General features: G+C 63.3%; 19 protein-coding genes, 2 pseudogenes and 1 CRISPR repeat array. Of the genes and pseudogenes, 3 read left to right on the top strand and 18 right to left on the bottom strand.

Features of this window, described 5'->3' with window-relative positions; genetic code table 11:
- Positions 1 to 416: 416 nt before the first annotated feature.
- The 8 genes and pseudogenes from HUK65_RS13820 to HUK65_RS13785 all read right to left on the bottom strand — a co-directional run bounded on the left by HUK65_RS13820 (position 417) and on the right by HUK65_RS13785 (position 7,207).
- The gene (locus tag HUK65_RS13820) at positions 417 to 1,835 is read right to left on the bottom strand and encodes an OmpA family protein (protein ID WP_179906860.1); all 1,419 of its coding nucleotides are present in this window, start codon (positions 1,833 to 1,835) and stop codon (positions 417 to 419) included.
- 171 nt (positions 1,836 to 2,006) lie between these two features.
- Entirely contained in the window at positions 2,007 to 2,639 is a 633-nt protein-coding gene (locus tag HUK65_RS13815) for a DUF6441 family protein (protein WP_179906859.1), read from the bottom strand.
- Positions 2,636 to 2,932, bottom strand: a pseudogene (locus tag HUK65_RS19270) (head-tail joining protein). Before HUK65_RS19270 ends, HUK65_RS13815 begins: the two are co-directional and overlap by 4 nt.
- 14 nt (positions 2,933 to 2,946) lie before the next feature.
- Positions 2,947 to 3,960 carry a major capsid protein gene (locus HUK65_RS13805; protein ID WP_179906858.1) on the bottom strand — a complete coding sequence of 338 codons (1,014 nt, stop codon included), beginning with the start codon at positions 3,958 to 3,960 and terminating at the stop codon, positions 2,947 to 2,949.
- Positions 3,961 to 3,985: 25 nt separating this feature from the next.
- Positions 3,986 to 4,357, bottom strand: coding sequence for a head decoration protein (locus tag HUK65_RS13800; RefSeq protein WP_179906857.1), 372 nt, complete (start codon positions 4,355 to 4,357; stop codon positions 3,986 to 3,988).
- A gap of 6 nt (positions 4,358 to 4,363) precedes the next feature.
- On the bottom strand, positions 4,364 to 5,461 hold the full coding sequence (locus HUK65_RS13795; RefSeq protein WP_179906856.1) for a head maturation protease, ClpP-related: 1,098 nt from the start codon (positions 5,459 to 5,461) through the stop codon (positions 4,364 to 4,366).
- A 4-nt stretch (positions 5,462 to 5,465) separates the two neighbouring features.
- Positions 5,466 to 6,989, bottom strand: a complete 1,524-nt coding sequence (locus tag HUK65_RS13790) for a phage portal protein (RefSeq protein ID WP_179906855.1) — start codon at positions 6,987 to 6,989, stop codon at positions 5,466 to 5,468.
- Positions 6,990 to 6,991: 2 nt separating this feature from the next.
- Positions 6,992 to 7,207: a phage head-tail joining protein gene (locus HUK65_RS13785; RefSeq protein ID WP_179906854.1), complete on the bottom strand. Its 216-nt coding sequence runs from the start codon at positions 7,205 to 7,207 to the stop codon at positions 6,992 to 6,994.
- Positions 7,208 to 7,300: 93 nt separating this feature from the next.
- On the opposite strand from HUK65_RS13785, the gene HUK65_RS13780 reads away from it, so the two are divergent.
- The gene (locus HUK65_RS13780) at positions 7,301 to 8,197 is read left to right on the top strand and encodes a DUF1186 domain-containing protein (protein WP_179906853.1); all 897 of its coding nucleotides are present in this window, start codon (positions 7,301 to 7,303) and stop codon (positions 8,195 to 8,197) included.
- Positions 8,198 to 8,221: 24 nt separating this feature from the next.
- Here the strand turns inward: HUK65_RS13780 and HUK65_RS13775 are convergent, their stop codons facing one another.
- The 9 genes and pseudogenes from HUK65_RS13775 to cas6 all read right to left on the bottom strand — a co-directional run bounded on the left by HUK65_RS13775 (position 8,222) and on the right by cas6 (position 19,410).
- Positions 8,222 to 8,839, bottom strand: a complete 618-nt coding sequence (locus HUK65_RS13775) for a DUF1989 domain-containing protein (RefSeq protein WP_179906852.1) — start codon at positions 8,837 to 8,839, stop codon at positions 8,222 to 8,224.
- 84 nt (positions 8,840 to 8,923) lie between these two features.
- Positions 8,924 to 9,475: pseudogene (locus tag HUK65_RS13770) on the bottom strand (terminase gpA endonuclease subunit); the annotation flags it as partial.
- A 226-nt stretch (positions 9,476 to 9,701) separates the two neighbouring features.
- Positions 9,702 to 9,935: a hypothetical protein gene (locus tag HUK65_RS13765; RefSeq protein WP_179906851.1), complete on the bottom strand. Its 234-nt coding sequence runs from the start codon at positions 9,933 to 9,935 to the stop codon at positions 9,702 to 9,704.
- Between the two features lie 652 nt (positions 9,936 to 10,587).
- Positions 10,588 to 12,696 carry a hypothetical protein gene (locus tag HUK65_RS13760; protein ID WP_179906850.1) on the bottom strand — a complete coding sequence of 703 codons (2,109 nt, stop codon included), beginning with the start codon at positions 12,694 to 12,696 and terminating at the stop codon, positions 10,588 to 10,590.
- Positions 12,689 to 13,207 (bottom strand): hypothetical protein, encoded by a 519-nt coding sequence (locus HUK65_RS13755; protein WP_179906849.1) that lies wholly within the window; start codon positions 13,205 to 13,207, stop codon positions 12,689 to 12,691. Before HUK65_RS13755 ends, HUK65_RS13760 begins: the two co-directional genes overlap by 8 nt.
- Positions 13,204 to 14,655, bottom strand: a complete 1,452-nt coding sequence (locus tag HUK65_RS13750) for an RAMP superfamily CRISPR-associated protein (RefSeq protein WP_179906848.1) — start codon at positions 14,653 to 14,655, stop codon at positions 13,204 to 13,206. Before HUK65_RS13750 ends, HUK65_RS13755 begins: the two co-directional genes overlap by 4 nt.
- A complete protein-coding gene (locus HUK65_RS13745) occupies positions 14,633 to 16,759 on the bottom strand; it encodes a hypothetical protein (RefSeq protein WP_179906847.1) in 2,127 nt (708 codons plus the stop codon). Before HUK65_RS13745 ends, HUK65_RS13750 begins: the two co-directional genes overlap by 23 nt.
- The gene (locus HUK65_RS13740) at positions 16,756 to 18,435 is read right to left on the bottom strand and encodes a Cas10/Cmr2 second palm domain-containing protein (protein WP_179906846.1); all 1,680 of its coding nucleotides are present in this window, start codon (positions 18,433 to 18,435) and stop codon (positions 16,756 to 16,758) included. The genes HUK65_RS13745 and HUK65_RS13740 overlap by 4 nt, the downstream gene beginning before the upstream one ends.
- A gap of 156 nt (positions 18,436 to 18,591) precedes the next feature.
- Positions 18,592 to 19,410, bottom strand: a complete 819-nt coding sequence (gene cas6 / locus HUK65_RS13735; RefSeq protein WP_179906845.1) for a CRISPR system precrRNA processing endoribonuclease RAMP protein Cas6 — start codon at positions 19,408 to 19,410, stop codon at positions 18,592 to 18,594.
- A gap of 237 nt (positions 19,411 to 19,647) precedes the next feature.
- A CRISPR array of direct repeats spans positions 19,648 to 19,949; the repeat unit is 36 nt; unit sequence GTCTCTAGGCGTCCCACAACAGGACGCTCTGACAGG.
- Positions 19,950 to 20,509: 560 nt separating this feature from the next.
- Here cas6 and cas1 point away from each other — a divergent pair.
- Positions 20,510 to 22,252, top strand: a complete 1,743-nt coding sequence (gene cas1, locus HUK65_RS13730) for a CRISPR-associated endonuclease Cas1 (RefSeq protein WP_179906844.1) — start codon at positions 20,510 to 20,512, stop codon at positions 22,250 to 22,252.
- Between the two features lie 22 nt (positions 22,253 to 22,274).
- Positions 22,275 to 22,541, top strand: coding sequence for a CRISPR-associated endonuclease Cas2 (gene cas2 / locus HUK65_RS13725; protein WP_327787129.1), 267 nt, complete (start codon positions 22,275 to 22,277; stop codon positions 22,539 to 22,541).
- A gap of 424 nt (positions 22,542 to 22,965) precedes the next feature.
- On the opposite strand, the gene HUK65_RS13720 is transcribed toward cas2, so the two are convergent.
- A complete protein-coding gene (locus HUK65_RS13720) occupies positions 22,966 to 23,946 on the bottom strand; it encodes an MYG1 family protein (protein WP_179906842.1) in 981 nt (326 codons plus the stop codon).
- Positions 23,947 to 24,058: the final 112 nt, after the last annotated feature.

The following is a 24,058-nucleotide window of genomic DNA, read 5'->3' as shown; positions in this document are numbered from 1 at the left end:
GAAAGTGTTCCTCTCCGCCGTCGCGCTCGCCGCAACCGTCCTCTTCTGGCTTTGAATATCAATGAGTCTGGAGCCTAAAAGAATCTTCCCCAGATCGGAGGCTCATACCAGAGAGAGTTCGCGGCAATAGGCGATTGGCTTGCTGTGATAGAAGACGGAGAGAAAGGCCATATAGGAATGCGCCCCCGGCGCGCCTGCAAATCTGGGAATGATTGGTGGTCTCATGGTTATCGATATGGAGTGCGCTCTGTCATCTTTGGGGTTTTCTGCAAGCTCGGAACTCCCCCTGACGAAACAGGTCGCGCTGGCAGCCCTCTCGATGCAACCGCAAAATTGCAGATGGCGCTATTGTCGCGCAGTTGGTCCGCCCCTTCCGGGACGGACCATGTCATGTCTGCACACAAGAGGAAGACTCGTTATTGGGCAGCGGCGTGTTGTAGCAGCGGGGTGATCCGGCGGACAGTCGCCCGGCGGTTGGCCAGCTCTGCTTCTTGGGTTTCGACCTTGAGAAACTGCTCACCATAGCCCTGTACAAGCAGGTTTTCCGGCGCGATAGCAAAGTTCTCGATCAGGGCGAGCGCTACTGTTTCGGCCCGACGGTCCGAAAGGGTGAGATTGCTCACCGCGTCGCCCACTGCGTCAGTATGGCCCTCGATCATGAAGACCTCACCTGGCGTGGCGCTCAGTATCTCTTCCAATGTGGCGCCTACGCTTCTCAGGGTTTCGACATCACCTTGGCGAAGCGCGGACGATCCGGTAGCGAAGTTGATCGTATCGAGGTCGATGCCGGCCACGAGGTTGCGCACTTCTTCATTCTCTCGGATCTGGCGCACGGTGAAGCGACGGTCCGGATTCGTCTCGGACATCAGAGCCGTGCGCAGCGCCGCTTGATCAGCAGTGCTGAAAAGAATGCTGTCGGCCCTTGCGTAGTTGGCCAGTTGCGAGGCGTCGATGGCCTGGGCTTCTATCGTGTCGTCGAATAGCCGCACTTCTGTGCCGTCTGTGGCAACCTGCGTCCGGCGCAAAACACGGCCTTCCCTGTCGCGGATAGTGACAATCTGGCCACCATCAGCACGTGCCACGAAAGTTCGTGTCGAGCCGTCCGCGAACGTCTCGGTGCGCACATTTGAACCCTCGCGGAACAGCAATGCATTGTCATCTTTGTAGACAACCAGCTGCCCGTTGCGGTTCACGACCACACGGTCGCCTGTGTTGGCGACGACTTCACTGCCATCATTGAGTAGCGAGCCTACGGCGACGGCACCAAGCCCAAGCATGAGCGCTTGATCGAAGCGGGTCATGCCGTCATCTGCGGTCGATGTCGTCCCGGCACTCGCGCCAGTCTCTTCACCTGCCACAACGGCGGAGCCATCGATCTGCGTGTCAAATTCTTGTGTGCTCGTACGTACGCCACCAGTACCGATGGTGCCCTCGGTGACCTCAGTCGGCTCGGCATCGGTGCTTGCGTCTGCTACGACCCCTTCCTGTGGGTTGGTCTCAACCTGCGCGCTGGGATCCGCTGTTACCGCTGCATCAGCATCTGTGCCTGCTGCGGCCCCTTGTGCGTTAGGGTCCACCTGCGCGCTGGGATCCGCTGTTACCGCTGCATCAGCACTTGCGCCTGCTGCGGCCCCTTGTGCGTTAGGGTCCACCTGCGCGCTGGGATCCGCTGTTGCCGCTGCATCAGCACCTGTGCCTGCTGCGGCCCCTTGTGCGTTAGGGTCCACCTGCGCGCTGGGATCCGCTGTCGCGTCCTGCGCCAGCGCGACATGGGGAAAGCCCAAGGCGAGCGTGGCCACAAGAGCCGTTGTCGTGTAATAGTTTCTGCGTGACATTTTGATTATCCTTGTCTGTGAAACCTCAGATGGTTCATATGTTTAATCGTCATGGCGCTTGTTTCGTTCCGCCACCGTCCGCGCGGGGTTGTGACGAGTAGTAGGGCGATTGGACTTGATGCTACCTCAGTTGGCTGTTGGAATGCAGATCCGGTCATCAAATGATGAGCTTCACGGTATCTTGCCGTCTGCCCACTTCGCCACGATCAGCCCCGGCAGCGCGTCCTGCGCCTGACCGGCATCCCGCGCCAGATCGAGCCGCTTGGGCAGCCTGACCTGCGGCACCAGCAGGAAGATCGGCACCGTGGTCACGCCCCGCCCGGTCTTCGATCTGGACGCCACAGCCCGCCCGTGCGCGTTCAGTCGCCCCTCTGCTACCAACAGGCTGGGTCCCGCACGCCGATAGACAAAGCGCAGGCGCAGCCCGGACCGCCGCTCCCATTCCGCTGGGGTGATCTTGCCACCGCGCGAGGATTTTCCGGCGGCGGGCGTGGGGATCGTCAGCCAGAACCCGCTTTTCGAGCGAATGAGCGGCCCGGTATCATGCGCACCAACAATCACGGGCGCTTTCGACCACACCAGCGCCGCCGCGTTCAGGCTCGGCTTTCCCTTCGGGAACTGCTCCGACCGGATGGTGCGGGCCAGCCTCTGGCCCAGCCCTGCGCCGGTGATCTGCGCGCGCCAGGCGGATTTCAGGTTGTTGCCAGCCTCGCGCGTGGCAGTGCTGACGGCGCGTTCGCCCGCCTTGATCTCGGCGGCCATCATGGCGACCATGTCCGGGGTGATGTCGATCTTCAGCTTCATGCTGGCCTCAGATCGACGGTCCAGATCAGCCGCTCGCGGTCGCGCACCGGCTCGCCCTGGATCAAGAAGGGCTCGCCCTCGATCTCGACCCGGTCGCCCGGACGCGGATCTACCACTTCCGCCACGCGCAGATCAACGCGCGTGGTTTACGACCATAGCCGGGCGTCACCGAAGCCCGTGACCTCGTCCGCGCGGCGGGTGACCACGCGGACGAGTTGGGGCGCGCCACCGTCGGCAATATAGATGCCATAGCGGGCGATGTTGCCGTCCGCGAACAACGCATCGAGCGCCATGCCGACGGCGTTCATCAGGTCCGCCTTGCGCTGCGCAACACCTGCGGGCGGGTGCAGATGGGCAGCGGGTTGCTCTCGATCTCCAGCCGCACCCATTCATCGCGATCGCGATCGGGGATCATGCGCGCATAGAGCGGCTGTCCGACGGTGTTGACCGTCTCGAAGGTGTCGGCGGGGGCGTAGTAGATCTCGAACAGCCCCTCGACGCCTTCGGGATAGAAATACGCCTTGTCGGTCGGCACGCCGAAACCGAGGCCGCCCCGGTAGCGGCGGAAGGTGATGCCGCCAAAGCTGACCTCTTCGCCCACACGCCCACGCAGATCAGCGGCGGCGGCAGTGTTGAGATAGGTCTCGCGCACCTCCTTGTGGGCCACCAGATCGGCGAAGAAGGCCGAGCCGCATTCGGCGCGCAGCTGCACCTGACCGGCGGCAAGTCCACCCAGCGTATCCTCGACGCTTTCGATCAGCGCCTGGCAGCGCTTGCGCAGCGCGCCGGAGCCGGGCGTGGCATTGTCGAGGTCGAAATCCACCTCTGCAGCGGGCGTGATGTTGAACTCGGTGTAGTAGTTGATCACCGTGGCCCCGTCCCTGGGGTCTTTCACGACGCCCTGAATGCCGTTGAAGAGGTGGAATTCGAAGGTGGCCTCGGCATCATTGCGCAAGCGGCCCAGCTTGCGGGCGACCTCGGTCTGCACCTGCTGCACGGCGGTTTCCGAGCCGTGATCGCGCACACTCTGGATTTCCGAGGCCCAGAGCACGTCCTGCTTCTTGAACTGGCGCACCACAAAGGCGCGCATTTCACGCCGCTCGGGGATCTGGGACTCGTAAGCCGAGCCGCGTTCCGAGAACGGGATCAATTGCAGCGTGCCGTCGCGGCTCTCGATCATGACGGTGCGCGTGCGCACGCCGCGCGATCCGAACAGCGCTGCGCCCGAGAGGATCGCGGGTTTGAAGGGGATGTTTTCGAGCGCGCGGGTCAGCTCGATGATGGAGAAGGCATCGCCTTCAAAGATGTCCATGGTGGCCATGGGTATGTCCTTTCCTCTGTTGCGCTCAGCGCTGGATGATGCCGAGGGCTGCGAGCGCCGTCAGTGCGGTGTTGGTCTGGCCCTCGGTGATCCCCTCGGGCCAGATGATCTCATGGCGGTTGACGATGGCGGGGCCGCGGACCAGCACCACAGCGGGCGCATCGGCATCGGTGGCATCCGCCTGGCTCCAGAGGAGGCCGGCGGCGGTCTGACTGCCATTCGAGGCACCCGGCGTCAGCACAGTGTAGTTGCCGCCCGTGGTGATCCGGCCCAGCACGGTGCCGGGGGCGAGCTTGCCTGCGCCGGACGTGATGGTGACAGTTTCACGGGTGAAGTCGCGCAGGACTTCCCAGACGAGGAAACCGCCGGGGTATTGGCCTTTCACAAGCGTAGTCATGGGAGATCAGCCTTTCAGTCTGAAGGTGCGGGCGATGACATCGCCCCAGGGGCGCGCGGTCGGGTTCGGCCCGGGTTGCGGGTGATGGGAGGTGATCAGCGGGGTGGCTTCGGCCCTGGCGGCCAGCAGCTTCGCGCGGACGGCGTCCAGGCTCGCATCCTCCTCCAGAAACTTGCCTGCCATCTGCGGCTGGCCCGCCAGGCGGCAGAGGTCGATCACGGCGCGGGCATGGGCAATGGCTTCGGCGCGGATCGTGCTGGCATCAGGGGCTGCGTTGGCGGCTGCAACGCAGCTCTCCGGGGGCGCGGCGCATGGGAGGGTGTTGGCGTCTGCAACACCCTCGCCTTGCCCGGTCGACAGCGATGGATCGGCGACAGATGCCACCGGATCAACGTTCCCGGCGGGAACCTTGGTCGCGGGATCGGGTGCGGTGAGCGGATCGCCCCCCGCCGCAACATCGGCACCACCCGCACTGCTGTCAGGCTCTGCAGGCCCGTGATCCGGTTCCGCAATCGCCTCGACCAGTTCAGGCGGCGCATTGCGAAACTGCCCGATGTCGAAACTGGCGGCAATGCGCACCGGCTCCGCCATGCGCGTGGCGAGGCCCAGTTCCAGCGCGTCCCTGGCGTCGAACCAGGTCTCTGCGGCCATGAGAGCGGCAATCTCCGCCTCGGGCTTGCCCGCCTTGGCCGCATAGCCGCGCGTCATGCTGGCGGCCAGTTTGTCGAGCGCCCCGGCCATGTCGCGCATGTCCGCCGCCGTGCCCATGACAATTCCAGACGGGTCATGGATCATCAGGAAGGCATTCTCGGGCATGATGATCTCATCGCCCGCCATGGCGATGTAGCTGGCCGCCGAGGCGGCAATCCCATCGATCCAGACCGTGACAGTGCCTGCATGCCGGGTCAGCGCATTGTAGATCGCCACCGCATCGAAGACCGACCCGCCGGGGCTGTTGAGGCGCAGATCGATGGGCGCGTCCTCGGGCAGCGCGCCCAGTTCGGCCAGAAACCCCTTTGCGCTGACGCCATAGGCGCCGATTTCGTCATAGATCAGCACTTCCGCCCCGGAAGCCCGGGCGCGGATCGTGTACCAGCTGTTCATCGCTCTACTCCTGATTTGTGGTCCCGCCGCCCGCCGTCGCATCTGTGCGCTCGGTATCGTCGTCGGCACTGCCCGCATCGGGCCGCCGCGACGGTGTCGCCCGCGCGCCCTGCGTTTCACCGGGGCTGGTGCGGTAGCGCAGGCCAAGTCCCTCGGCGCGTTTGGCATCAACCGCATTCTCGCGGTCGACTTCCTCGACATCGTAGCCGGTGCCCTCGACCACCTTGCGCCGCGAGGTGATGCCCGCTTCCATCGCAAGGATCTGCGCCTGGATATCCTTCAGCGGATCGACCCAGTCCCAGCGCGGTGGGATCCATTGCACCGCGCGCGCGGCAACCGGATCGGACAGGTCGAGTCGTCCGGCCAGCTGCGCGGTCTCCAGCCAGCGCGCCCATATGGGCCGGCAGAGCTGATGCGCGATCACGCCATGCTGCAACTGCTGCACACGACGGCGGAATTCGACCAGTTCCGCGCGCAAGCTGGAATAGTTGGCCTGCCGCACATCGCCGGTCACCAGATGATAGGGCAGCCCCAGCGACGCGGACACTGCCAGCAGTGTCCGGTACTGAAACGCCTCATAGCCGCCGCCGACGTCCGCCGGGGACGAGAACTTCACGTCTTCGCCCGGCAGCAGAACCTGCATGGTGCCGGGCTCGAGGCTGGCGATCGCTGCGCCGTCAAGATCGGCAGCACCTTCGCCCATCATCGGCTCTTCGGGTGCCGTCTTGGTGATGAAGCCCGCGAACATCGCCGCGGTCTTCTTGCGGTCGAGTTCGGCATCGTCGTACTGATCGAGCAGGAAGAGCCGCACCATCGCAGGTGCCACATGCGGCAAGCCCCTGATCTGGCCTGCATCCAGCGGGCGGTAGATGTGCAGCACGTCCTCGGCGGGCACGCGCACGGTCTCTGGCACAGCCACGAGCCGATCCGTGCTGTCGCCCGGATGGCTGCGGCGGAAGTGATAGGCCACGCGCCGCCCGATCAGGTCGAACTCGATCCCGCAGCGGATGCGGTTGCCATTGGCCGCTGTCTCGGTCTTCTCAAAGGGCAGCATCTCTGATTGCAGCAGCTGCAACTGAAATGGCACCAGCAATCCGTCCTCGGCGCGGCGCGGTCGCAGGCGCACGAAACACTCGCCCGCGACAAACATCTCGCGCGCGACCATGGCCTGCAGGCCGTAGAAGTCGGTCAGCCCGTCGGCATCCGCCTCGTCGGTCCATGCCAGCCAGAGCTTCTGCACCCAGTCGCGCAAGGTGGCGTCGTTGATAAGCGAGGACGGCTTAATCCCGTCGCCGACCAGATTGGCAGCGAACGCTTCGCAGGCATTTGCGGCATAGCCGTTGGTGACGACAAGTTCCCGCGCCCGGGCCAGGAGGCGCGGGCCGCCGGATGCCACCAGCGCGTTGATATTCTCCAGCGGCGGGTTCCAGCCGCGCAACCTGCGGCGGGACATTGCGCCCTCAAGCCGCGCGCGAATGGCTTCCGGGCCGACGGTCGTCCGGCGGCGGAACCTGTCGAAGAATCGCATGCTCACAGCCCCTTGGACGTGGTGACGCGCACCTGCCGCACCATGCGCCGCCCCTCGACGCTTGCGATTTCACGATCCAGCGCCTCGAGCGCACGGTCGATCTCTGCCACGCTGCGGTACTCCACGGTCTTGCCGTCGTAGCTGACCCGGGCCACGCCCGAGGACCGTTGCGCGGCAAGTGCGTCGCGGCGGGCGCGGAGTTCTGCAGCCGTGGTCATGGATGGCTCCTGGCGGCGTTTTTCCCGGTGGCGGAGGCGCCGCGGGACGGATACTTCCTTCCGAAAATCCGGAATGGGAATCGGAGATCAGGCATGTCCCCCAATGAAATCTTCACCACCCTGGCCGTCTCTGAAGGCCTCCCGCGCGACGCCCTGGTCGCGGCGGGCGAGCGCCGTGACGAGATGGTTCCGCTGTTTCTCGACCAGATCGAGCGGCTGCGAAATGCAGACGCCGACACGTCCAGCGAAGCAGACATCTCCGCCTTCCTTTTCGTCTACTACCTGCTCGGCGAATGGCGCGACGCCCGCGCCTATCGCCCGCTCGCCGCGTTGCTGCGGCAGGATCCTGACTTTCTCGAGCTGCTTCTCGGTGATACCATCACCGAAGGCACCAAGCGCGTCATCGCCGGTGTCTTCGATGGTGACCTGCAGCCGATCCTTGACGCGATCGAGGATCCGGCCGCCGACCAGTTCGTGCGCTGCGAGATGATTGACGCGCTCGTTATCATCGCCCGGCAGCACCCCGAAACCCGACCGGACGTCGAGGACTACTTTGAGCGGTTCCATGCGTCCGAATTCGAGAAGCCGGAGATCCTCTGGGGCTGTTGGGCCTTCGCTATCGCCGACCTCGGCCTTGCGCATCTGGAGCCGCAGGTGCGGGAAGCCTTCGAGAAGGAGTGGATCTCGCCGGAAGATGCCGACTTCGACTTCTTCCAGCAGGAGCTGCGCAAGTCAGTGGAGGGCGTCCAGTCGCCGTGGTTCCACCGCAGCCGCGAAAGCTGGCTGATCGACAGCGCCGTCGACGAACTCGCGCGTTGGCATTGCTTCTCCGAAGAGTTTCTGAAGGCGCGGGCGAAGGAACGTGCCTCCGGTACCGCGCTGCCGCAGTTCTTCAGCGACTCCTTCGAACGCGAGACGCCCAATATCGGACGGAACGACCCCTGTCCCTGCGGCAGCGGCAGGAAGTACAAGAAGTGCTGCCTGCAGTGATCGGTCCGGGCGTTCGTCTGCAGATCAGCTTCGCCGATCGAGGATCATGTAATGCGCCTCGGTGGGCTGACAGGCCGCACCGTTGATCGGCAGGATATCCTGCGGGCAGGCCGACATGGCGACCACGCAGTCCATCCGGGCGCGCAATATGACATGATCACCCGGTTTCGACAGGGGTTCGCCCCAGCCGGTGACGCCATCGGCCCCGACCGGGATGTTCATCCACAGGTTCAGCGGGCTGGGGCACTCCGGCGCCTCAAGCCCGATCTGCCGCATCGCGGCGTGCAGATTGTCGGTGCAGTTGTCGTGATACTCGGTGCAACCGAGCAGGCCGTAGCGATAATTGTCGCACGCCGCCATCAGCGTGTCATGGCGGCCGGGGGACGTATCCTCTTCCATGACCATGATCGGTCGGCGTCGGTTGGTGATGAGGACATCGCCCTTGCCGGGCCACAGCTTGCCGAGGGTCGGACGCATGTGCTCGTTCGACAGGAATTCCGTCAGGTCTTCGGCGCTGAACACCCATGTATCCACGACCTGGGAGCCATGCGTATTGATGATCTTTATCGCTTCGCCAGTGCCGAGCCGGATTGCGCGTCCCCGTCGCGCCGGAAGCGTGAAGACTTCAGGTTCACTAGACAATATCCTTCCTCCGCTCTTTGGTGCGCACAGCCAGACAGAGAAAAGGCAGGCTCGCAAGCAGGCCTGCCCCGTCCACTCCCGATTTCACCCCATGTAACTTGATCGCACTGTCCGCCGTCGCGCTGGAGCCCGAGACGACGCAATCGCTGCTGCGACCTGTGATAAGGTCCTTGTTTCCACCGCCAACTGTCGCTCCAACTCCTGCCACCGCGCTTCAGACCACCGATCCGTGCCGGCAATCCAGGCGGCGGCGCGCGCATAGACACGGCAGTCCAACGCTTCGTTGCGCTCGCGCAGTTTCTGCCATTCGAGCTTGCTGAACCCACGCTTGCTCTTGACCGTGATCAGCTGTTCCGCCGTCAACTGTTTCAGCCATTCGCCGTCGGCCCATGATGGCAGATGCACACTGCCGGGTGGACACACGGCGCCTGCTGCGATCTCCTCCACTGTTGGTCGGTCCTGCCGCAGGAAGCGATAGGTCTCGGCCTTGAAGGTCGATGTCGCCACGGACCACAGACGCGCACCGCGCCGCAGGCGCTTGCCGCCAATGGTGGCATCAACATAGGTCGGGCCGGTGACAGGGCTGGACCGGTTGAACCCTTCCAGACCCTTCACGGGTGCGACCTGCGCAAAACCCCGGAGGGGATGGGTCTGAGATCGAACGTTCTCTACCATGTAAGCTATTGTTTTAATTGATATGACTGATGGTTTGAATCGCCATTTGGTTCAGTCGCGACTGGCAGCGAAACGCGCGCCAAGGCACCGTCGTATTTCAGGTTCGGATTTTTCGCGGCCACAATCAGGACCCAGCGTTTTTGCCCTTCCTGAGCGGGGTGCCAAAATGTAAGCGAGGCCCATCACGCTAAAATGGCGGCATTTTTTTTAAGGCGCCGTGGTGGAGCCTGGCAAGATGAATTCGACGTTCTCCCTCCTGGTCGTCTTCCTGACCCAGCTTTTCATGCCGCGGCACAACGCGCAGCTGAGGCTGCTCAAGGCCCAGATCCAGATCCTGCGGACCCGCGTCCCGACGCAGAGGATAATCCTGTCTCCCGAAGAGAAAGCCGAGCTGCTGCGCATCGTAGCGGAATTCGGGCATGATATCGACGGGCTCATGGAGGTGGCAAAGCCCGCGACCTACAAGCGTTGGCTCGCCCAGATGCGCAGTGGGCGCCCCTTCAAGGCCGTGGGCAGGCCGCGCCTGACACAGGAGTTGCGCGACGTTGTCATTCGCATCGGGTCCGAAAACCTTCTGTGGGGCTATAAGCGGATCGCGGGGGAGTTGAAAAAGCTGGGGCTCTACGCCGGCGCCAATTCTGTCAGACGCATCCTGAATGAGGCAGGCATCCACCCGAGCCCTGAGAAGCACAAGAAGAAGCCTGCACTGCCATGGACCACTTTCGTCCGGGCACATATGGAGAGCATGGTTGCCTGCGACTTCTTCACCAAAACTGTGCTCACTGCCCGTGGGCCGTTGACAACTTATGTGCTGATCTTCATCCACCTCGGCAGTCGCCGCGTGTATTGCAGTGCTCCGACCTATGCCCCGGACTCGGCATGGGTGACGCAGCAGGCACGCAACACGCTTATGTGGTGCACAAATCAGGGAATCGCGCCGGACTTCCTCATCCGAGACGCCGACCGGTTGGCACCCTCCGGTCGCTGTTTGCTGCAGCGTGCCATGACGGTTTCGAGCAAGGGAAGCTGGAAGCCCGGTTGGCGCCCTCCGGGTGTTCGCCATAACGTTGGGCCTATAAGCGTCGGCTGCGCGAGTCGCGGGCCTCCTGTCGTCGTAGATTGGTGTAATGGGCGTAGATGGAGCGGCCGTTGCGGTCAGTCGCGGTCGGATAGGCGGCGTATGTGCGCCCCTTGTAGCGGTGAACGTCCAACCAAGCGGCCAGGACTTCTGGGGCAATCGGGATCGCGCTGAAGGCGTCAAGGGCGTCCGCCCCGAGGCCTGCATCCGCATCGAGTTCGCCGGTGACGGGGTCATGCTGGTGCAGGCTGTCGATATCGACCCGGATGCTGCCCAGGCCCAGCGGGCGCCCATGGCCCAGTTTCACCGCGAAGTCAGGGGTCTTGTTGTTCGGCTCGGCCAGGGGCGCCGCCGGGTCCTCCAGCAGCTTCGGGCAGAGCGCGGTCATCAGCGCTCCGAGTTCCCACAGGCGCAGGTCACGAAAGCGGATCGTGACCCCGAACTGCGCGCCGGGGCTGGAGATGAAGCGGGCGAGACCGGCCTGGTTCTTCTGAATGATTTCGAGATCTTCGGTATGGTTGGGGTGGCAACGGTAAAGACTCGGATGTTTGGCGGCGTCGGGCTGGTGAAGAGGGAAGATGCGGGCCAACTCGCCGGTTGGGTCCGATGGCAGATGGCCATAGCCGGCCCCTTCGAGACGATCGAAATCATTGGATGCCTTTGGCCCGCCCAGAATGCGCAGCGGCACCACGGCGCCCTGCTTGCCGCTGCGAAACCGTGTGATATCGGCGGCCTGCGCATCGCTGACGCGCTCTACCGCATGCCCTGGCGCGATCCGACCCGCCAGCTGGGTGAAATCGCCTTTTCCGATCCCGGTGGTCGATGAGTTGCGCGTCTCGGCGACATAGCCGAAGAGCAGCCGACCCGCAGTGAGCGCCTCGGGCGGGCTGTGCTCCATATCCGGGTCGAGCACGCGTCGCTCGGATTCCAGCGGCAGAAGAATGGGGCGCTCCTTGCCCTTCGGGCCACTGCGTTTGCGCACGCTGTTCTGCTTCATCCAGTAATAGCGGAAATTCTGGCCGAGCGAGACGACCCGCATTTCCCCTGCCGGCATCTTCTCAACTTCGACATAGATCAGCTGACCGGGCCGGCGGATGGTTTTCTTGCGGCGCTGGATGCCGTTCGCGATCTCCTGTTTCCGTCTGGAAAAATTATCGCCGCTCAGCGGATGGCGCGCGCTCAGATGCCCCTGTTGCGCGTCAGCCAGCTTGTCGGCTGTCATGTCGTGCCAGGCGAGCACATCTGCGGTTACGTCGAGGTTTTCCCCCGCCTCGAACTCCGCCGCCTTGACCAGCGCGTGCCGATAATCCTTCGGCGCGCCGAAAACCCGTGCCAGTTCGCCCTCTCCATCCGTTCCGGTGGCGTAGGTGAAGTGAACCCAGTCATTCAGGTCCAGTTCTTGATGACGCGACCCGGGAAGAATAGTGGTGGTTTTCTGATTTCCTCGTCGGTCAGGCTTGGGATATTGAAGGCCCGTCATGGCAGCGCTTTGCCGACCGCCGATTTCAGTATTCAGCCTCGCGCCCGCTTTCGCCGTTGCAAACTTGACCTGAGATCGATGCATCTGCGGCAGCACCCGGATAGTCAGCGTGTCATTTTCGTCTTGGTGCTTCAGGACGACAGCCACTCTGGGCTCCAGCCGCGCATTCTTGTCGCTGCTGGAGACGTCCAGATTGGGCCGGTAGAAAAAAAACTGCTCCTCCACCCGAGTCATGGGCGCGCCCATGAGGGCTGCCAGCGAATGGTGCAGCATGCCTTTCAACCCGCTGCCTGAAAGCACGATGCGGCCACAGGGCAGACGCCACGGCTCAAGGACTGTCTTGTCACTGGCGACCGGGACGGGAACGCCCCAGTCACTGGGCAGTTCGACCATGCCATCGCCGCAATCACGGGCGCCTTTCACCGCTTTGGCGCTGAAGTGCTCATTGGCGACCAGAAGCGGGGTGAGCGCCGTCAGCGTGCAGCGCAACTCGCCGGAGACAAGCTTTTCGTCGGCCCTGCTGCCATCGTGGAAAACGGGCGACGCCGTCACGGATAGCGGATTTGCGCTCTCGTCCGTAGGGATCAAAACCCTTGCATAGGGGTGCGGCGGTTTTTCAGCCATTCTGTCGTCCCTGTTGCTCTGGCGAAATCGTCAGCCACCAAGCCACGGTGCGCGGCCCCCGATCAAAGCGGCGCAGAAACATCTCGGGCAGATCGCTCGCCCCGTTCGCACCGGGAGCGAGGAACCGTCTAGAGAGATCGTTGCGCCAAATCACCTTTTGGTCCGCGGCTGCACGCACCCCGGGGACCGGGGCGGTCTGTGCCGCGACGGGACAACGGACTGCCTGTGGCTGGACACCGCAGGCGACCCACCGGATACCGTGCGCGTCCGCGACAAGGTGAACAACTCCATCGCGCCAGCACAGCCGCAACTCGGCGACCGGCGCGCCCATGAGATCCGGTGGCCCGAGTGTTACCGTGCGCAAGTTGCGTAACGGCCCACCCCGCCCATTATTGGTGATCGACACGGCTGGCTCGAAAAGGGAAATCTCGGGGGCAAGCGCCTCGACGAGATCATCGAGCAGCGTATCGGACGGTAGCACGCCGCTCGCGGCATAAAGCGTCTCTGTCATGTCGTGACCCCGATGAGCGGCTCGGGCTCTACACTGCCCGCCCGGTAGAAAACCGGGGGATCGAATGCCCAAGCGGGCCATCCATTGCCGCTTGTTTTTCTGGCACCGATCGGCAAATGCCCGTTCTCGGCCGTTTTTCGCAACCCGGCGAGCGCTTCATGGAGCCTGGTGTCGTGCAGCAAGGTCAACGGCGCATCGATGACCATGCGGACGGCGAATACCCCTTCTGTCAACACCAGGCGATCATATTTCGCCGATTTGTAGACCCCACTGGTGAAATCATTCGCTGCATGGTGCTGCAGCCAGACCCCCCGCCAATCGGGCGTCTCTGGGTCAAGATGCGCGTCGCGCACGAGGAGGGCAGAGCTGGTCGATAGCGTGCCGAACAGCCGTTCTGCGGGATCGCGTTCTTTTCCGCGTTTTTGTGAAAGCGTTGCGTTTGGGTCACCCACGGCCACGCCGCTGCGTCGCAGCCCACGTGAGAGGGCATGGCGCAGCGGACCGCGTAAGGACGACCCCGGAATGAGCGGCTCGGCAGCCTTTTCAGGGCCAGAGCGCGACATTGCAATCGTGGCATCAGGGGCGAAGCGCAAATCCGCGAGGTCTTTCGGTCGGTCTATGTTCTCTAAGCTCTCCCAAAACAACTCAGGCACCGAATTGCCGCTGACGGCCAGTGTTTCGAGCCCATAACCATCGTCGCGCAGGCCGAGCCGGATGCGCGCGGTTATCTCCAGAAAGCCCCAGCGGTCACTGACAGGCATGCCTGCGAAGGTTTGCTCGAATTGCGCCGCCGGAGCCCACTCATCCGGCAGGTCAGCAAGGATTTCCCGCGGCTCCTTGCTGTTGTCCGGCCACAGATCGACCGCGCTGGTATCGAGTCGCAGTGCCTCGAGATCTCGCAAGGACACCCATCCAAGGCCGCGCGCGACATCGCCACCAAGCCAGGCCCGGCCGCGCGACCACTCAAGCAATGCCGCCGCAGCAAGTCGCTCGGCTTCGGCCCCGGCGCCGGTGCCATCGGGGTCAAACGTGTCGACTTCCATCAGGAAGTCCCACGATGTTCCGCGTGGCGTCACCTCAACATCGTAGAGCACGCCGGCGGCGCGCGCACCGGTGTCCTGACGTATCCCCACCCCGGTTCGCAACTCGGTGCGGGTATCAGGGGCGCAATGCGCGTGATGAAATATCCAGCGCGAGCGCTTGAGATCCCTGTTGGTGGCCCCGCCACTGATATGGTCCGGAATATTGCGCTGGATCCGACGCAGGGTGCTCAGCAGCGCGCCGGCCAGCCCGGTTCCACGAACGGTCAGGCGCCCGGCGCCGTCGCGAAAGAACGGGCTATCCTCGATCTCAAACTCGTCGTGATCGCCGGATATGTTCAGCGCGGAAGTCTGAACCAAGGTCCCGCGGAAGAGGGTCGTATACCTACCCATGACCGCCGTCCCCATTCATGTCGTCTTTTTCGGGGCGGCTCATCATCGCCAGGGCAACCACATAGAGCCTTGCTTCACGCAAGTGCAGTGCCGCAACCCGATCATTGTCGTCGTCGGGGCCGTCCGCCATGTCCTGCGTCGCGGCCGCGATGTCAGCGATGGCCTCTTTCATGGCGACCAGATCGACCTTCTGCCAAGCCACGCCACCGAGTTTCTCGGCATGGTCCAGACGCGTGCCGATCAACGCGTTAAGCTCATCAACGGAAGATGCGCCAAGCGCCTGCTTCGCGAAATCGGTCCACTGCTTCCGGCTTGGGCCATTTGGCTCGATCAAGCGTCTGTCCGCCTCGGCACGATGCAGCGCACGTTCGTTAAGCGACACGATCGGATCGGCAGGCTTGTCTTCTTGGGAGGCACGCGCATCGCTTGACTCGACACGTATCCGGCCGAAGCCCTCTTTCGAGCGCTCCCCCAGCACCGGGCGCGCACTCAAGGCGGCTGCCAGCGCCCGCAATGCCGCCTCTGGACCGGTGACCTCCAGAACCGAACCGCGCCTCAGGGCAATGGCCGGTTGGCGCGGCCCGGCACTGACGGGGTTGAAACCGTGAATTTCGACCGTATCGAATGTGGCCCGCTCCTCTTTGAGCTTGGCCGCTTGCTCCGGATCGAAACCGGAAGCGTCCGCGAGCAACTCTAGATCGAGCTTGTCGCGAAATCCCAACAAGGGGCCGCGCATGATCAGATCGCTGTCGAGTATCACCCGAAGGCCCTTGGGCGGACGCTCGCTCCTGTCGCGTGTCGATGGCTGCTGCGAGGAAAGCCATTCGGCCTTCAGGATGCGCGCCAGCCCGCCTCCACGCCCGAGAGTCAACCAGGACTTCCCCTCGATCACCGCCGCGAAAGCCAATTCGAAGGATCGCGCCTGAGCCGGATCCGTGAAGATGATTTCGGCAAGGAAGAGCGTATGCTCGGCGATTTCCTCGACGGTGTAGAGTTGCTGCTCGTCGCCTGTCCGCTGACTATGGCCGGCGTCATTTCGCATATATGGACGGATCAGCGGGATATATCTTGTGTATGACTCGGCCGTATTCGACCGAAACAGGAACTCGTGGTCGCCCGGTCGCTTGGGTTTCGCAGCTGTCTCATCCTGCGTCTTCTCGGACGCGCTCTCGGCCCACCACGGCCAGCCGCTGTCACTCTGAGGTGGCGGTTTGGACGTCATCGTATCGAGCGGGACAGGCCGGACATCAAGGCTTTGCATTGCTGCCTGCGCGCCGACCGGATCGAGTATAGGCAACGGATAGGAATTGCTGAATTCCGGCGCATCCTCAGTTGCCAACAGTTGGGCTGCCGCCACGGGCTGTCCCCGACGTAGCGCCCAGCTGACAAAGGCACCCTGCACAGCCTGCCCGCGAACATAGCATTCCGTCGGGATCACGTTATCGGGCGTTGCGGTGTTCGCCATGCAGATCGGCTCTTCCGCACGGATCAGCAGGCGCAACCGACAGGTGCCCGCTTCGGGCTCACCGGTGACTCCACAAGCCGTGGGCGCCGCCTTTTCCGGCAAGGCTTGAAATTTCGCCAGAATCGTGCCGTCACCCCGCGTCCGGTTTGCGCCGATCGCACTGACCCGGCGCATGCATCGCTCAAGGAGCGGTGTGAGTTCAGGGTCGAGCAATTCCATTTCGGCGGCGAATTCGGTATGAGCCGCGACATGCTCCTGCAGTCGCAGTGTGTCCTCCAACGGCCCGCGATCAAGCGAGCGCCGCGCGGTGCTCGCAATCTGGCGCAGCTCATGCCACACACCGGGCGAAAGACGCAGCGAACTGATCAATACCGAGCTGCGTGTATCATTGCCGGGCTGCCCGAAGAGACGGTTGACGTCCCGCATGGTCGCCGCGCCCATCTTGACCAGAGCATAGCCCTCCTCACGCAGCAGTCCACGCAGATGACGGTCGCGGACCACGGGGTTGCCATACCGATCCCGCTGTTGCACTGCATCAAGCTCATGAACCGTGCTACCGCTGCCGCTGTGCATATCCTCAAGGAGGCGGACCGACAGGCTGAAACGCTGCGTGTCGGGCTTGACGGAGGCGGAGGCGGTGCCCGCGCCAGTCATGAAGCCTCGGCGGTCGGTCGGCCCGCCGTCGCAAGCCGATCGATTTCGAAGATCTCGACAAGGTCGGGGATCGGGGTGATCCAGCAGCCCGGGGCGCTCTGCCGCCAGGGCTCTTGCAGCCCGACTTTGGCCGTGTCGCCCAGTATCTTGAGCAGATCACTCGGGGCGTCGCGATAGGTGAACGTGCTCAACCGGCGCCCACGCCCCAGCGCGGGCACCAGCGCGCGCAGCTGCGAGCGCGCCACGCGGTGGGCATGCAACTCCGCTGCCGCATCCACCAGCCCGTTCAGACAGCTCAGGTCTGGTCCAACCTGCTCTGCTTCCCCTTGCCCTTGGCGGCCCGCGGCATCGGGCAGGATCGGTATCGGCCGCTGGATGGTGACGCAGTGCTCTCGGCCATCAGGCGTTTCACTGACGATCAGGTGATGGCGCCGTCGCTGTGCCAGTGGGTCATTGCTCCAGCTTCCGGTCTCCACATGCCAGTCGATGACACTTGCCGGTCGCCTCACGCCTTCCAGGCATCGATATAGACGCTTCGCGCTTGCCGTTAATGTCTCGGCAAGTCCATTCAGGTGATGGAATGGCACGTTCGGCGAGGCGATCGCCACACCAACGCCAATCGTCGGTGCCCCAGAGAGTTTTTTCAACTCTTGGGTGATCTCCAGGACCAGTCGCATCGCATCGCGGGCGCGGCAGACCATGAGAAGATCGTCGCCACCAAGCATCAGCAACTGGTATGGGCGGGTGCGACCCTCGGTCTTCGGATCCCCATCCTTGCCAGCAAATCTGCCTTTCAGCGCCGTGTTCACTGCCTTGCGAAAGGCGAGTCTGTTCTCGAAGAAAAACTTTTCGACCGCCGCCTCGCGAGTGAGGAAAGAGGCGTCATCGTTGACGATGTGGCGATCGATGATCTGCTTGACCGCGTTACCGATACTGTTCCCGTCGGCATGAATCACCGCCATGTATTCTCGGCCGCAAAGCGCCTTCAGGTCTTTGGGCAAGCAACCATGCTCGCGAAGCCCGGGCTCCATGAGCCCGATCACGTCGCCGGTCGTCGCGGCGGCCCTCTCACCGAAATTCCGGAAATCCTCATACGCCTGGCGCCGGTTCAGGACGCCGTCGGAAACCGGCTCGTTCCTGTATGTGTCTACGGCGCGCCCGCTGCCAAGGCCCGAGCATACGGCGAACATCGGTGCCGCGATGATCGCATCCTCCTGCACATGGTCGACCGCCTCGTCGAACGGAACCTTCTGATCGTGGGCGAATTGCCCTGCCGCGAGATCGCGCCAGTGGATGGTGAAACGCAATCCTGGAAGCTGGCTCAACAGGAACGACTGCGCGTCGCTGCAAAACGCCTGCGCGGTGGAAAGATCAGGAAAGCAGGCCCGGAAATGACCGCCCTCGCGTGCCAGGATGCCGTATCGCGCCAGAGCTGCCGGATCATCGGAATCGAATTCCTCACCCGCCCGCGGCCTTGCCGGATCCTCGGGGTCCGCGCCGGGGAGTTGCAGATCGAAAGCGGAAAGATCGGCGCTGCCGTGTCTGATCGCCTTACGCGTCAGGCCCAGCCGGATGGCCTCGCCCAGCATCACGTTAGCGCCGACCATGTCCCGCAATTTCGGCGACGCGAAAAGGAAACCCTGTATGCGCCGAAGTTTTATCTCGACAAGAATCAAAGCTCGTCCACCCGGAAATCAGCAGATTGGAAATCTGTTCAGAGACAAAAGGGGTCCTCCCATAAAAAAACTGCTTCGATGGGTAAGCTAACAAGAAGCAACACCTGTGTCACGCTTTTGCGATCAGTTCTGTTCCACAAAGGGGAGGGCGGCGCATCAGCTCACCGCGCAGCACAACCGACCCGCACCCTGCGCCGTCATTGATCCGGCGTGGAAAACCTCGGCAAAGGCAAGCAGCGGCATGAACGGCATCGGGTTGCCGATAAAGACAATGCTGCCGCCCAACATCACGAATTGCATGCCCTCGGGATGCGTCCGGCTGTAGCGCTGATAGTTGACGGGGTGCAGCCGCGCCTCATGCACGCGCAACCCCTGCGAAAGCGGCCCCGGGCTTGTCACATCCACCCCGGTATCTGTCCAGAGGCGCGAGAGCCAGTGAAGCCGCCGCGCAATGACGTGCGGCAGAGGGTCAAGACTTCCGGCGACGCCGTGGCGCCCGTGTCGCAGCAAAAGGGGCGTCACAAGGCGGATATGCAGCCGGGTCGCGCTGCCCGGCCCGCATGGGGTGAAGCCGACATGCCGTTCGAACACCGGGTCCTCGCATTGCAGCAGCGCCCGGCGCTTGTTATTTGGCGCGACCCGGATGCCGCCCTGCAGCGCCGCGACCAGCCCCGCTCCTGCGGCATCAAGCAGACTGGCCGCGCCGCCAAGCAGGTTGAGGGTCACCTCGGTCCGGCCGCCCCTGCTGTCGCATTGTATCGTGAAAGGTCGCAGGCTGCTGCCATCTTGCGCGACCGCGCCGAACAGGATGCGGTGCAGGGCGGCGGCATCGCGATGCGTCTTGTGATCGGCCAGCGCCCGGCCCAGCGCGCCCCGGATGCGATCGGGCAGCGTGACACTGTCCCGCAGCGGTTCAGGCGAGGTGGCGCTGACCTGCACCCGCGCCCATTCGATGGCATTTCCCTGCGCCGACATAACCGTGCTGCGCCCCTGTTACTGCGCCGAGCATCGCGGTTGGACACAGCGCGGTCAAGGAGCGCAGGAGGGAAATGCCTTGAAAAGAGGCAGTTGCCGCGCGAACTTTGGTTGGCCCTTTGGCCGGATCAATCAGCGCGTCGAAGCCGACCCCCCCCGTTGCTGATCGCCAATCCTGGTGGCGCCCACAACAGGACGCTCTGACAGGCTCTACAACGCGGTTGGCAGAATGCTCGAGTCTCTAGGCGTCCCACAACAGGACGCTCTGACAGGTCGAATTGCATATCACGAATGGCAAGGTCAGTCTCTAGGCGTCCCACAACAGGACGCTCTGACAGGTTCCGGAAAAAACTCCTAGAGGCGGAGAAAGGTCTCTAGGCGTCCCACAACAGGACGCTCTGACAGGTCATGAAAATCACAATGCCGTTCGGCTTTTGTCTCTAGGCGTCCCACAACAGGACGCTCTGACAGGGAAGAAAGGGTCTCTCATGGAGATTAAAAAAGTCTCTAGGCGTCCCACAACAGGACGCTCTGACAGGACCACCTTTACAAGTCCTTGTCAACAGAATACTAAAACCGGCGAAATCGACCGATTCAAGTCGAAAAATCAATATTCTTGCCAAATTCAACCACTCCATCGAATTCTCCAAAAAACACTCTTTAAGCCTCGCATATCCGGTCAGGGCCGGCTGCCCGCTCTTGCACAACACCCACCGCCTCCACCGATCGGTCATGCCTGAACTGCGCTATCCGAATCGACCGAGTAACGCTATGTTCTTAACATCGCTCTACAACAAGCAATACTCCATCGATCATGTCACCTGCCGGACACGCTGACAACGCCCTACCTGATCCTCGCCCGGCCCATGTCGTGGCCGGTCGCCCGCGCTGGGCAGCGTCGCAGAGCGGAGACTATTTCGCCCGCCTGATCGCCCCGGACGCGCTTGAAGCCGGCTGGGCGCGTGTCGCGGCTAATGCTGGTGGCCCGGGCGGTGATGGTGAAACTGTCGCCGAATTCGCCCAGCACGCCGGGTCGGCGCTCCGTCAGCTTGGCTTCGATCTGCGCCGAAAACTCTACCGGCCAGGCCCGGTCAAACCCATGCCAATCAGAAAGGGCAATGGCGGAACACGATGGCTGCGCATCCCCTGCGTGCGTGATCGCGTGGTGCAGAGCGCCGCGCATCGGTTGCTGTCTGAGGGGTTGGAACCGGAATTCGAGGCATGGAGCTTCGGCTACCGGCCCGGACGCTCAGCGGCACAGGCAATTGCGCTGGCGCAAGAATGGCTCGGGGCTGGTTTCACCCATGTCATCGATGCCGATATCGAGAATTTCTTTGATTCGGTTCCACATCGGCCTTTGCTCGACCTTGCGAAGACGGCAACCGCCGATCCCGATCTTTGCGAGCTGGTCTATTACTGGCTCGACACGGCGGCGCCGATGGGCGTGGGACTGCCGCAGGGCTCTCCGATCTCGCCGATCCTCGCCAACCTCTATCTCGATGAACTGGATGAAGTCTTTTCCGGTCATGGCGCGCGCATGGTCCGCTTTGCGGATGATTTCCTTATCTTCCTGCGCAGCCCGGACGATGCGCGACGTGCATTGCGCCGATTGACCGCGTTCATGGAAAACTCCGGCTTGCGTCTGCACCCCGAAAAGACACGGCTTGTACCACCCGGTGAGGTGCTTGCCTTTCTGGGTGGGGTGGTCGGGCGCGCAGTGGTGAACCCCGAGCGCCCGGTGCTGGCGCCGCTGGGCGATGTGCCCGATCTGGTTGCCGAGGACCCGGCGCTTGCCAAGGCCGTGCCACCTGCTGCTGCGGGGCCGCTGTTCCTGTTTGAACCAAACCGCCGCCTGAGCCGCACACATCAGAGCTTTGTCGTGCAGGACACGGGCACAGAGGTTGCACGCATCCACGCGGGCCTCGTGCAGCGCATCGAGGTTGGGCCATCGGCGGATATCGACAGCGATGCCTTGCGGCTTGCGATCGAGCGCGGCATCCCCGTGACGCTGCTCTCCGAAAGCGGCATGCCCGAGGCCCGGGTCCATGCCGCACGCGAGCGACACGGCGCGCGCCATCTGGCGCAGGCACGTGCCTGTCTTGACCCGGCGCGCAGCACGCACCTCGCTGCCGCACTGGTGCAGGGGAGGATCAATGGGCAGAAGCAACTGCTTTATGATATTCGTCATGCATTGCGGCGCAGCGCGCCAGAGGATCCGCGCGCCGAAGAGGTGCGCCGCGCCGCGCGAAACCTGACCCGGCTGATCCGACAGCTGCAGAATGCTGAAAGCGTCGCGCAGGTGCTTCAGATCGAAGCCCGGGCTGCCGCGATCTACTGGACACATTATGGCATGGGACTGTCCGAGGGCTTTGAATTGTCGCGCCGCGCGCGGCGCGAACGGACATCGCCGACAGCGCTGCTACTCGATCTCGCCTCGGCCCTGCTGCTGCGCGAGGTCGAAGCAGCAGTGCTGGGTGCTGGCCTTCACCCTGGTTTCGGTGTTCTGCATGTTGCATCGGACCGCGGTCAGCCCTGCGTCTGGGATCTGGCTGAACCGTTTCGTGTACCCGTGGCCGAGACCGCTGTCAGACTTGCCGTGAATCAGGGCAGGCGCCCCAGTATCACGCTGGCCGATTTCGTGCGCGACGGCGATCAGTTCCGACTGTTGCCGACCGGGCGTGAGGCCATGATCCGGGCGCAGGAACGCGTGTTGCGTATGCTGTCCGAAGACCACCGGACCGGGCAGCGCACAAGCTGGCGCGAACGGATACGGCGGGAGGCGCAGGCCTTCGCTCGGGCTTTTGAAACAGGCGAGCCCTTCATTGCCTCCGAGAAACGCTGACATGGCCCAACGCTTGCTGCATGTGATCTGTTACGACATCTCCGCCTCCCGAATTCGGGGGCGGGTGGCCGCACGGCTGGAGGCGCGCGGCGTGCGCGTGCAGCGCTCGGTTTATGAGCTGTGGCTGACCACAGCGCAGGCGCGGCGGCTTGGCAAGGAACTGAGCGGGATGTTGGCGCCCGGGGACAGTCTGCGAATCTACCCGCTGAGCAATCGTAGCCTCGACCGCGTCCAAACAAAAGGGCCCGGGTTGGCCCCGCGCGCGCTGGGCGATGTGCTGTTGTTCTGACGGCAGACGGGGTTCTGCGTTTTCGACCAGAATACAGCCGGTCAAGGTGCGCTGGAAGTGCACCAGCGCAGAAGCTTATATCCAGTCCGGCAGAAACGTTGATTGGTTTCTAGGTGCGCGAAAGTGCACCAGCGCAGAAGCAGCAACGCACGCGTCGTTAGGCGAGGAAGGTTTCTAGGTGCGCGAAAGTGCACCAGCGCAGAAGATACAACCAATCCGTTCAGTGGAAAGGAGGTTTCTAGGTGCGCGAAAGTGCACCAGCGCAGAAGTAACATAGCAAAAGGAGACCCAAGATGGGTAGTTTCTAGGTGCGCGAAAGTGCACCAGCGCAGAAGAGCATCTCTGCAACCGCTTGTCAACACAGGGCCGACTCGCCGATTTTCGATGGAAACAAGCAAAATCTGAAGATTCGTCGCAATTCAAATTACTCCATCGATTTTGGCGATTTTTCGCTACCGCTGTCGCGTGCAATCAGCGCATGCATCGCCATCTCCCGCGCGCCCGTGCGGCTGCGGGCAACGGCAAGGAAACGGTTGCGATGGCAGAAAACCGCGTCCGCCACACCGCTGGCGGCCGCCAGCGCCTCATTCTCCAGCGCTGACCAAGTTTGCGGGAAGGGGCAGCGCAACTCACGCGCGCCGTCGGAGGACTCTATGGCGTAAAGCACCCAGTCCTGCGCGCGCGGATGCAGGACAAAGCGCAGATGCGCGCCTTCCTCGGCCTGCACCGCGCGCGCGAACGGCATGCCGCGCGGCAGTTCCAGCACCGGATCATCCGCCTGCGCGGCGATCAGTGCCGCGACCTCGTTCCGGGCGGCGTGACCCCTCGCCACCTGATGCGCACGGGCCTGCAGAACCTGCCGGGCAAGCGCCAGGGCCGTTTCAAACCCTGCGGCCAACTCCTCAGGATCGTCATCCTCGGGGACAAGGTCGCCTATCAGGGCTGGCAGGGTCAGTGCCCCGACCGGTCCCAGATCTTGCGGGGACACGCATCCGTTGTCGATCTGGTCGATCGCAAGCACGACGCCCGCGTCGAGTTCGGCATGGGTATCGGACACCAGCGCCGCCGCGACCTCGATCCGGCGCAGCCACTCTGCGCCACAAGCCTGCCAGACCAGCCCGAAGGCGCTGAAGGGCGTGCCGTCGGCGCGACGCGGCGGGTCGGGTTGGTGGTGGTCGAAATTGCGCATCATGGGTGCGTAGTTGCCACCGACATCATAGACCACGGCCGACAGGTCCGAAGAAGCCGCAGCCACCGTATCGCGGTCGCGGGTCCGGATCAGCGATGCATCAGGCCAGAGCGTGGAGAGCACGACAGTGGCCAGAACATCATCGGCGTGGAAGGCCCCGTTGTGGGTCAGCAACCGGGTGACCGGCGGACTGACCGGCGTGATGTGCTTGGGCATCGGATCCTCTTTCATGCGTGATTGCCGACAGGTCAAGGAACGGGCGTGTTTCAGGATTCCATGTCGGAAGAAAGAACACCATGCTTGCATGCGGCTTTATGTTGCCTCCATG

Origin of the sequence: Rhabdonatronobacter sediminivivens (assembly GCF_013415485.1) — a bacterium.
Classification (GTDB): Bacteria; Pseudomonadota; Alphaproteobacteria; order Rhodobacterales; family Rhodobacteraceae; genus Rhabdonatronobacter; species Rhabdonatronobacter sediminivivens.
Note: the sequence above shows the minus strand (reverse complement) of the source record. Positions and strands in the feature narration are given on the sequence as shown.

Bases quoted from the DNA above. Each gene is read 5' to 3' on its own strand.
- cas1 (WP_179906844.1), top strand. From the start codon at position 20,510: ATGCCAATCAGAAAGGGCAATGGCGGAACACGATGGCTGCGCATCCCC.
- cas6 (WP_179906845.1), bottom strand. From the start codon at position 19,410: ATGTCGGCGCAGGGAAATGCCATCGAATGGGCGCGGGTGCAGGTCAGC.
- HUK65_RS13760 (WP_179906850.1), bottom strand. From the start codon at position 12,696: ATGGCTGAAAAACCGCCGCACCCCTATGCAAGGGTTTTGATCCCTACG.
- HUK65_RS13745 (WP_179906847.1), bottom strand. From the start codon at position 16,759: ATGACTGGCGCGGGCACCGCCTCCGCCTCCGTCAAGCCCGACACGCAG.
- HUK65_RS13750 (WP_179906848.1), bottom strand. From the start codon at position 14,655: ATGGGGACGGCGGTCATGGGTAGGTATACGACCCTCTTCCGCGGGACC.
- HUK65_RS13800 (WP_179906857.1), bottom strand. From the start codon at position 4,357: ATGACTACGCTTGTGAAAGGCCAATACCCCGGCGGTTTCCTCGTCTGG.
- HUK65_RS13755 (WP_179906849.1), bottom strand. From the start codon at position 13,207: ATGACAGAGACGCTTTATGCCGCGAGCGGCGTGCTACCGTCCGATACG.
- HUK65_RS13785 (WP_179906854.1), bottom strand. From the start codon at position 7,207: ATGACCACGGCTGCAGAACTCCGCGCCCGCCGCGACGCACTTGCCGCG.
- HUK65_RS13720 (WP_179906842.1), bottom strand. From the start codon at position 23,946: ATGCCCAAGCACATCACGCCGGTCAGTCCGCCGGTCACCCGGTTGCTG.
- HUK65_RS13765 (WP_179906851.1), bottom strand. From the start codon at position 9,935: ATGCCCGAATTCCGCTACGATGCGCAGCAGCTCGGCTTTCTCTTCGGG.
- HUK65_RS13820 (WP_179906860.1), bottom strand. From the start codon at position 1,835: ATGTCACGCAGAAACTATTACACGACAACGGCTCTTGTGGCCACGCTC.
- HUK65_RS13790 (WP_179906855.1), bottom strand. From the start codon at position 6,989: ATGCGATTCTTCGACAGGTTCCGCCGCCGGACGACCGTCGGCCCGGAA.
- HUK65_RS13780 (WP_179906853.1), top strand. From the start codon at position 7,301: ATGTCCCCCAATGAAATCTTCACCACCCTGGCCGTCTCTGAAGGCCTC.
- HUK65_RS13805 (WP_179906858.1), bottom strand. From the start codon at position 3,960: ATGGCCACCATGGACATCTTTGAAGGCGATGCCTTCTCCATCATCGAG.
- HUK65_RS13795 (WP_179906856.1), bottom strand. From the start codon at position 5,461: ATGAACAGCTGGTACACGATCCGCGCCCGGGCTTCCGGGGCGGAAGTG.
- HUK65_RS13815 (WP_179906859.1), bottom strand. From the start codon at position 2,639: ATGAAGCTGAAGATCGACATCACCCCGGACATGGTCGCCATGATGGCC.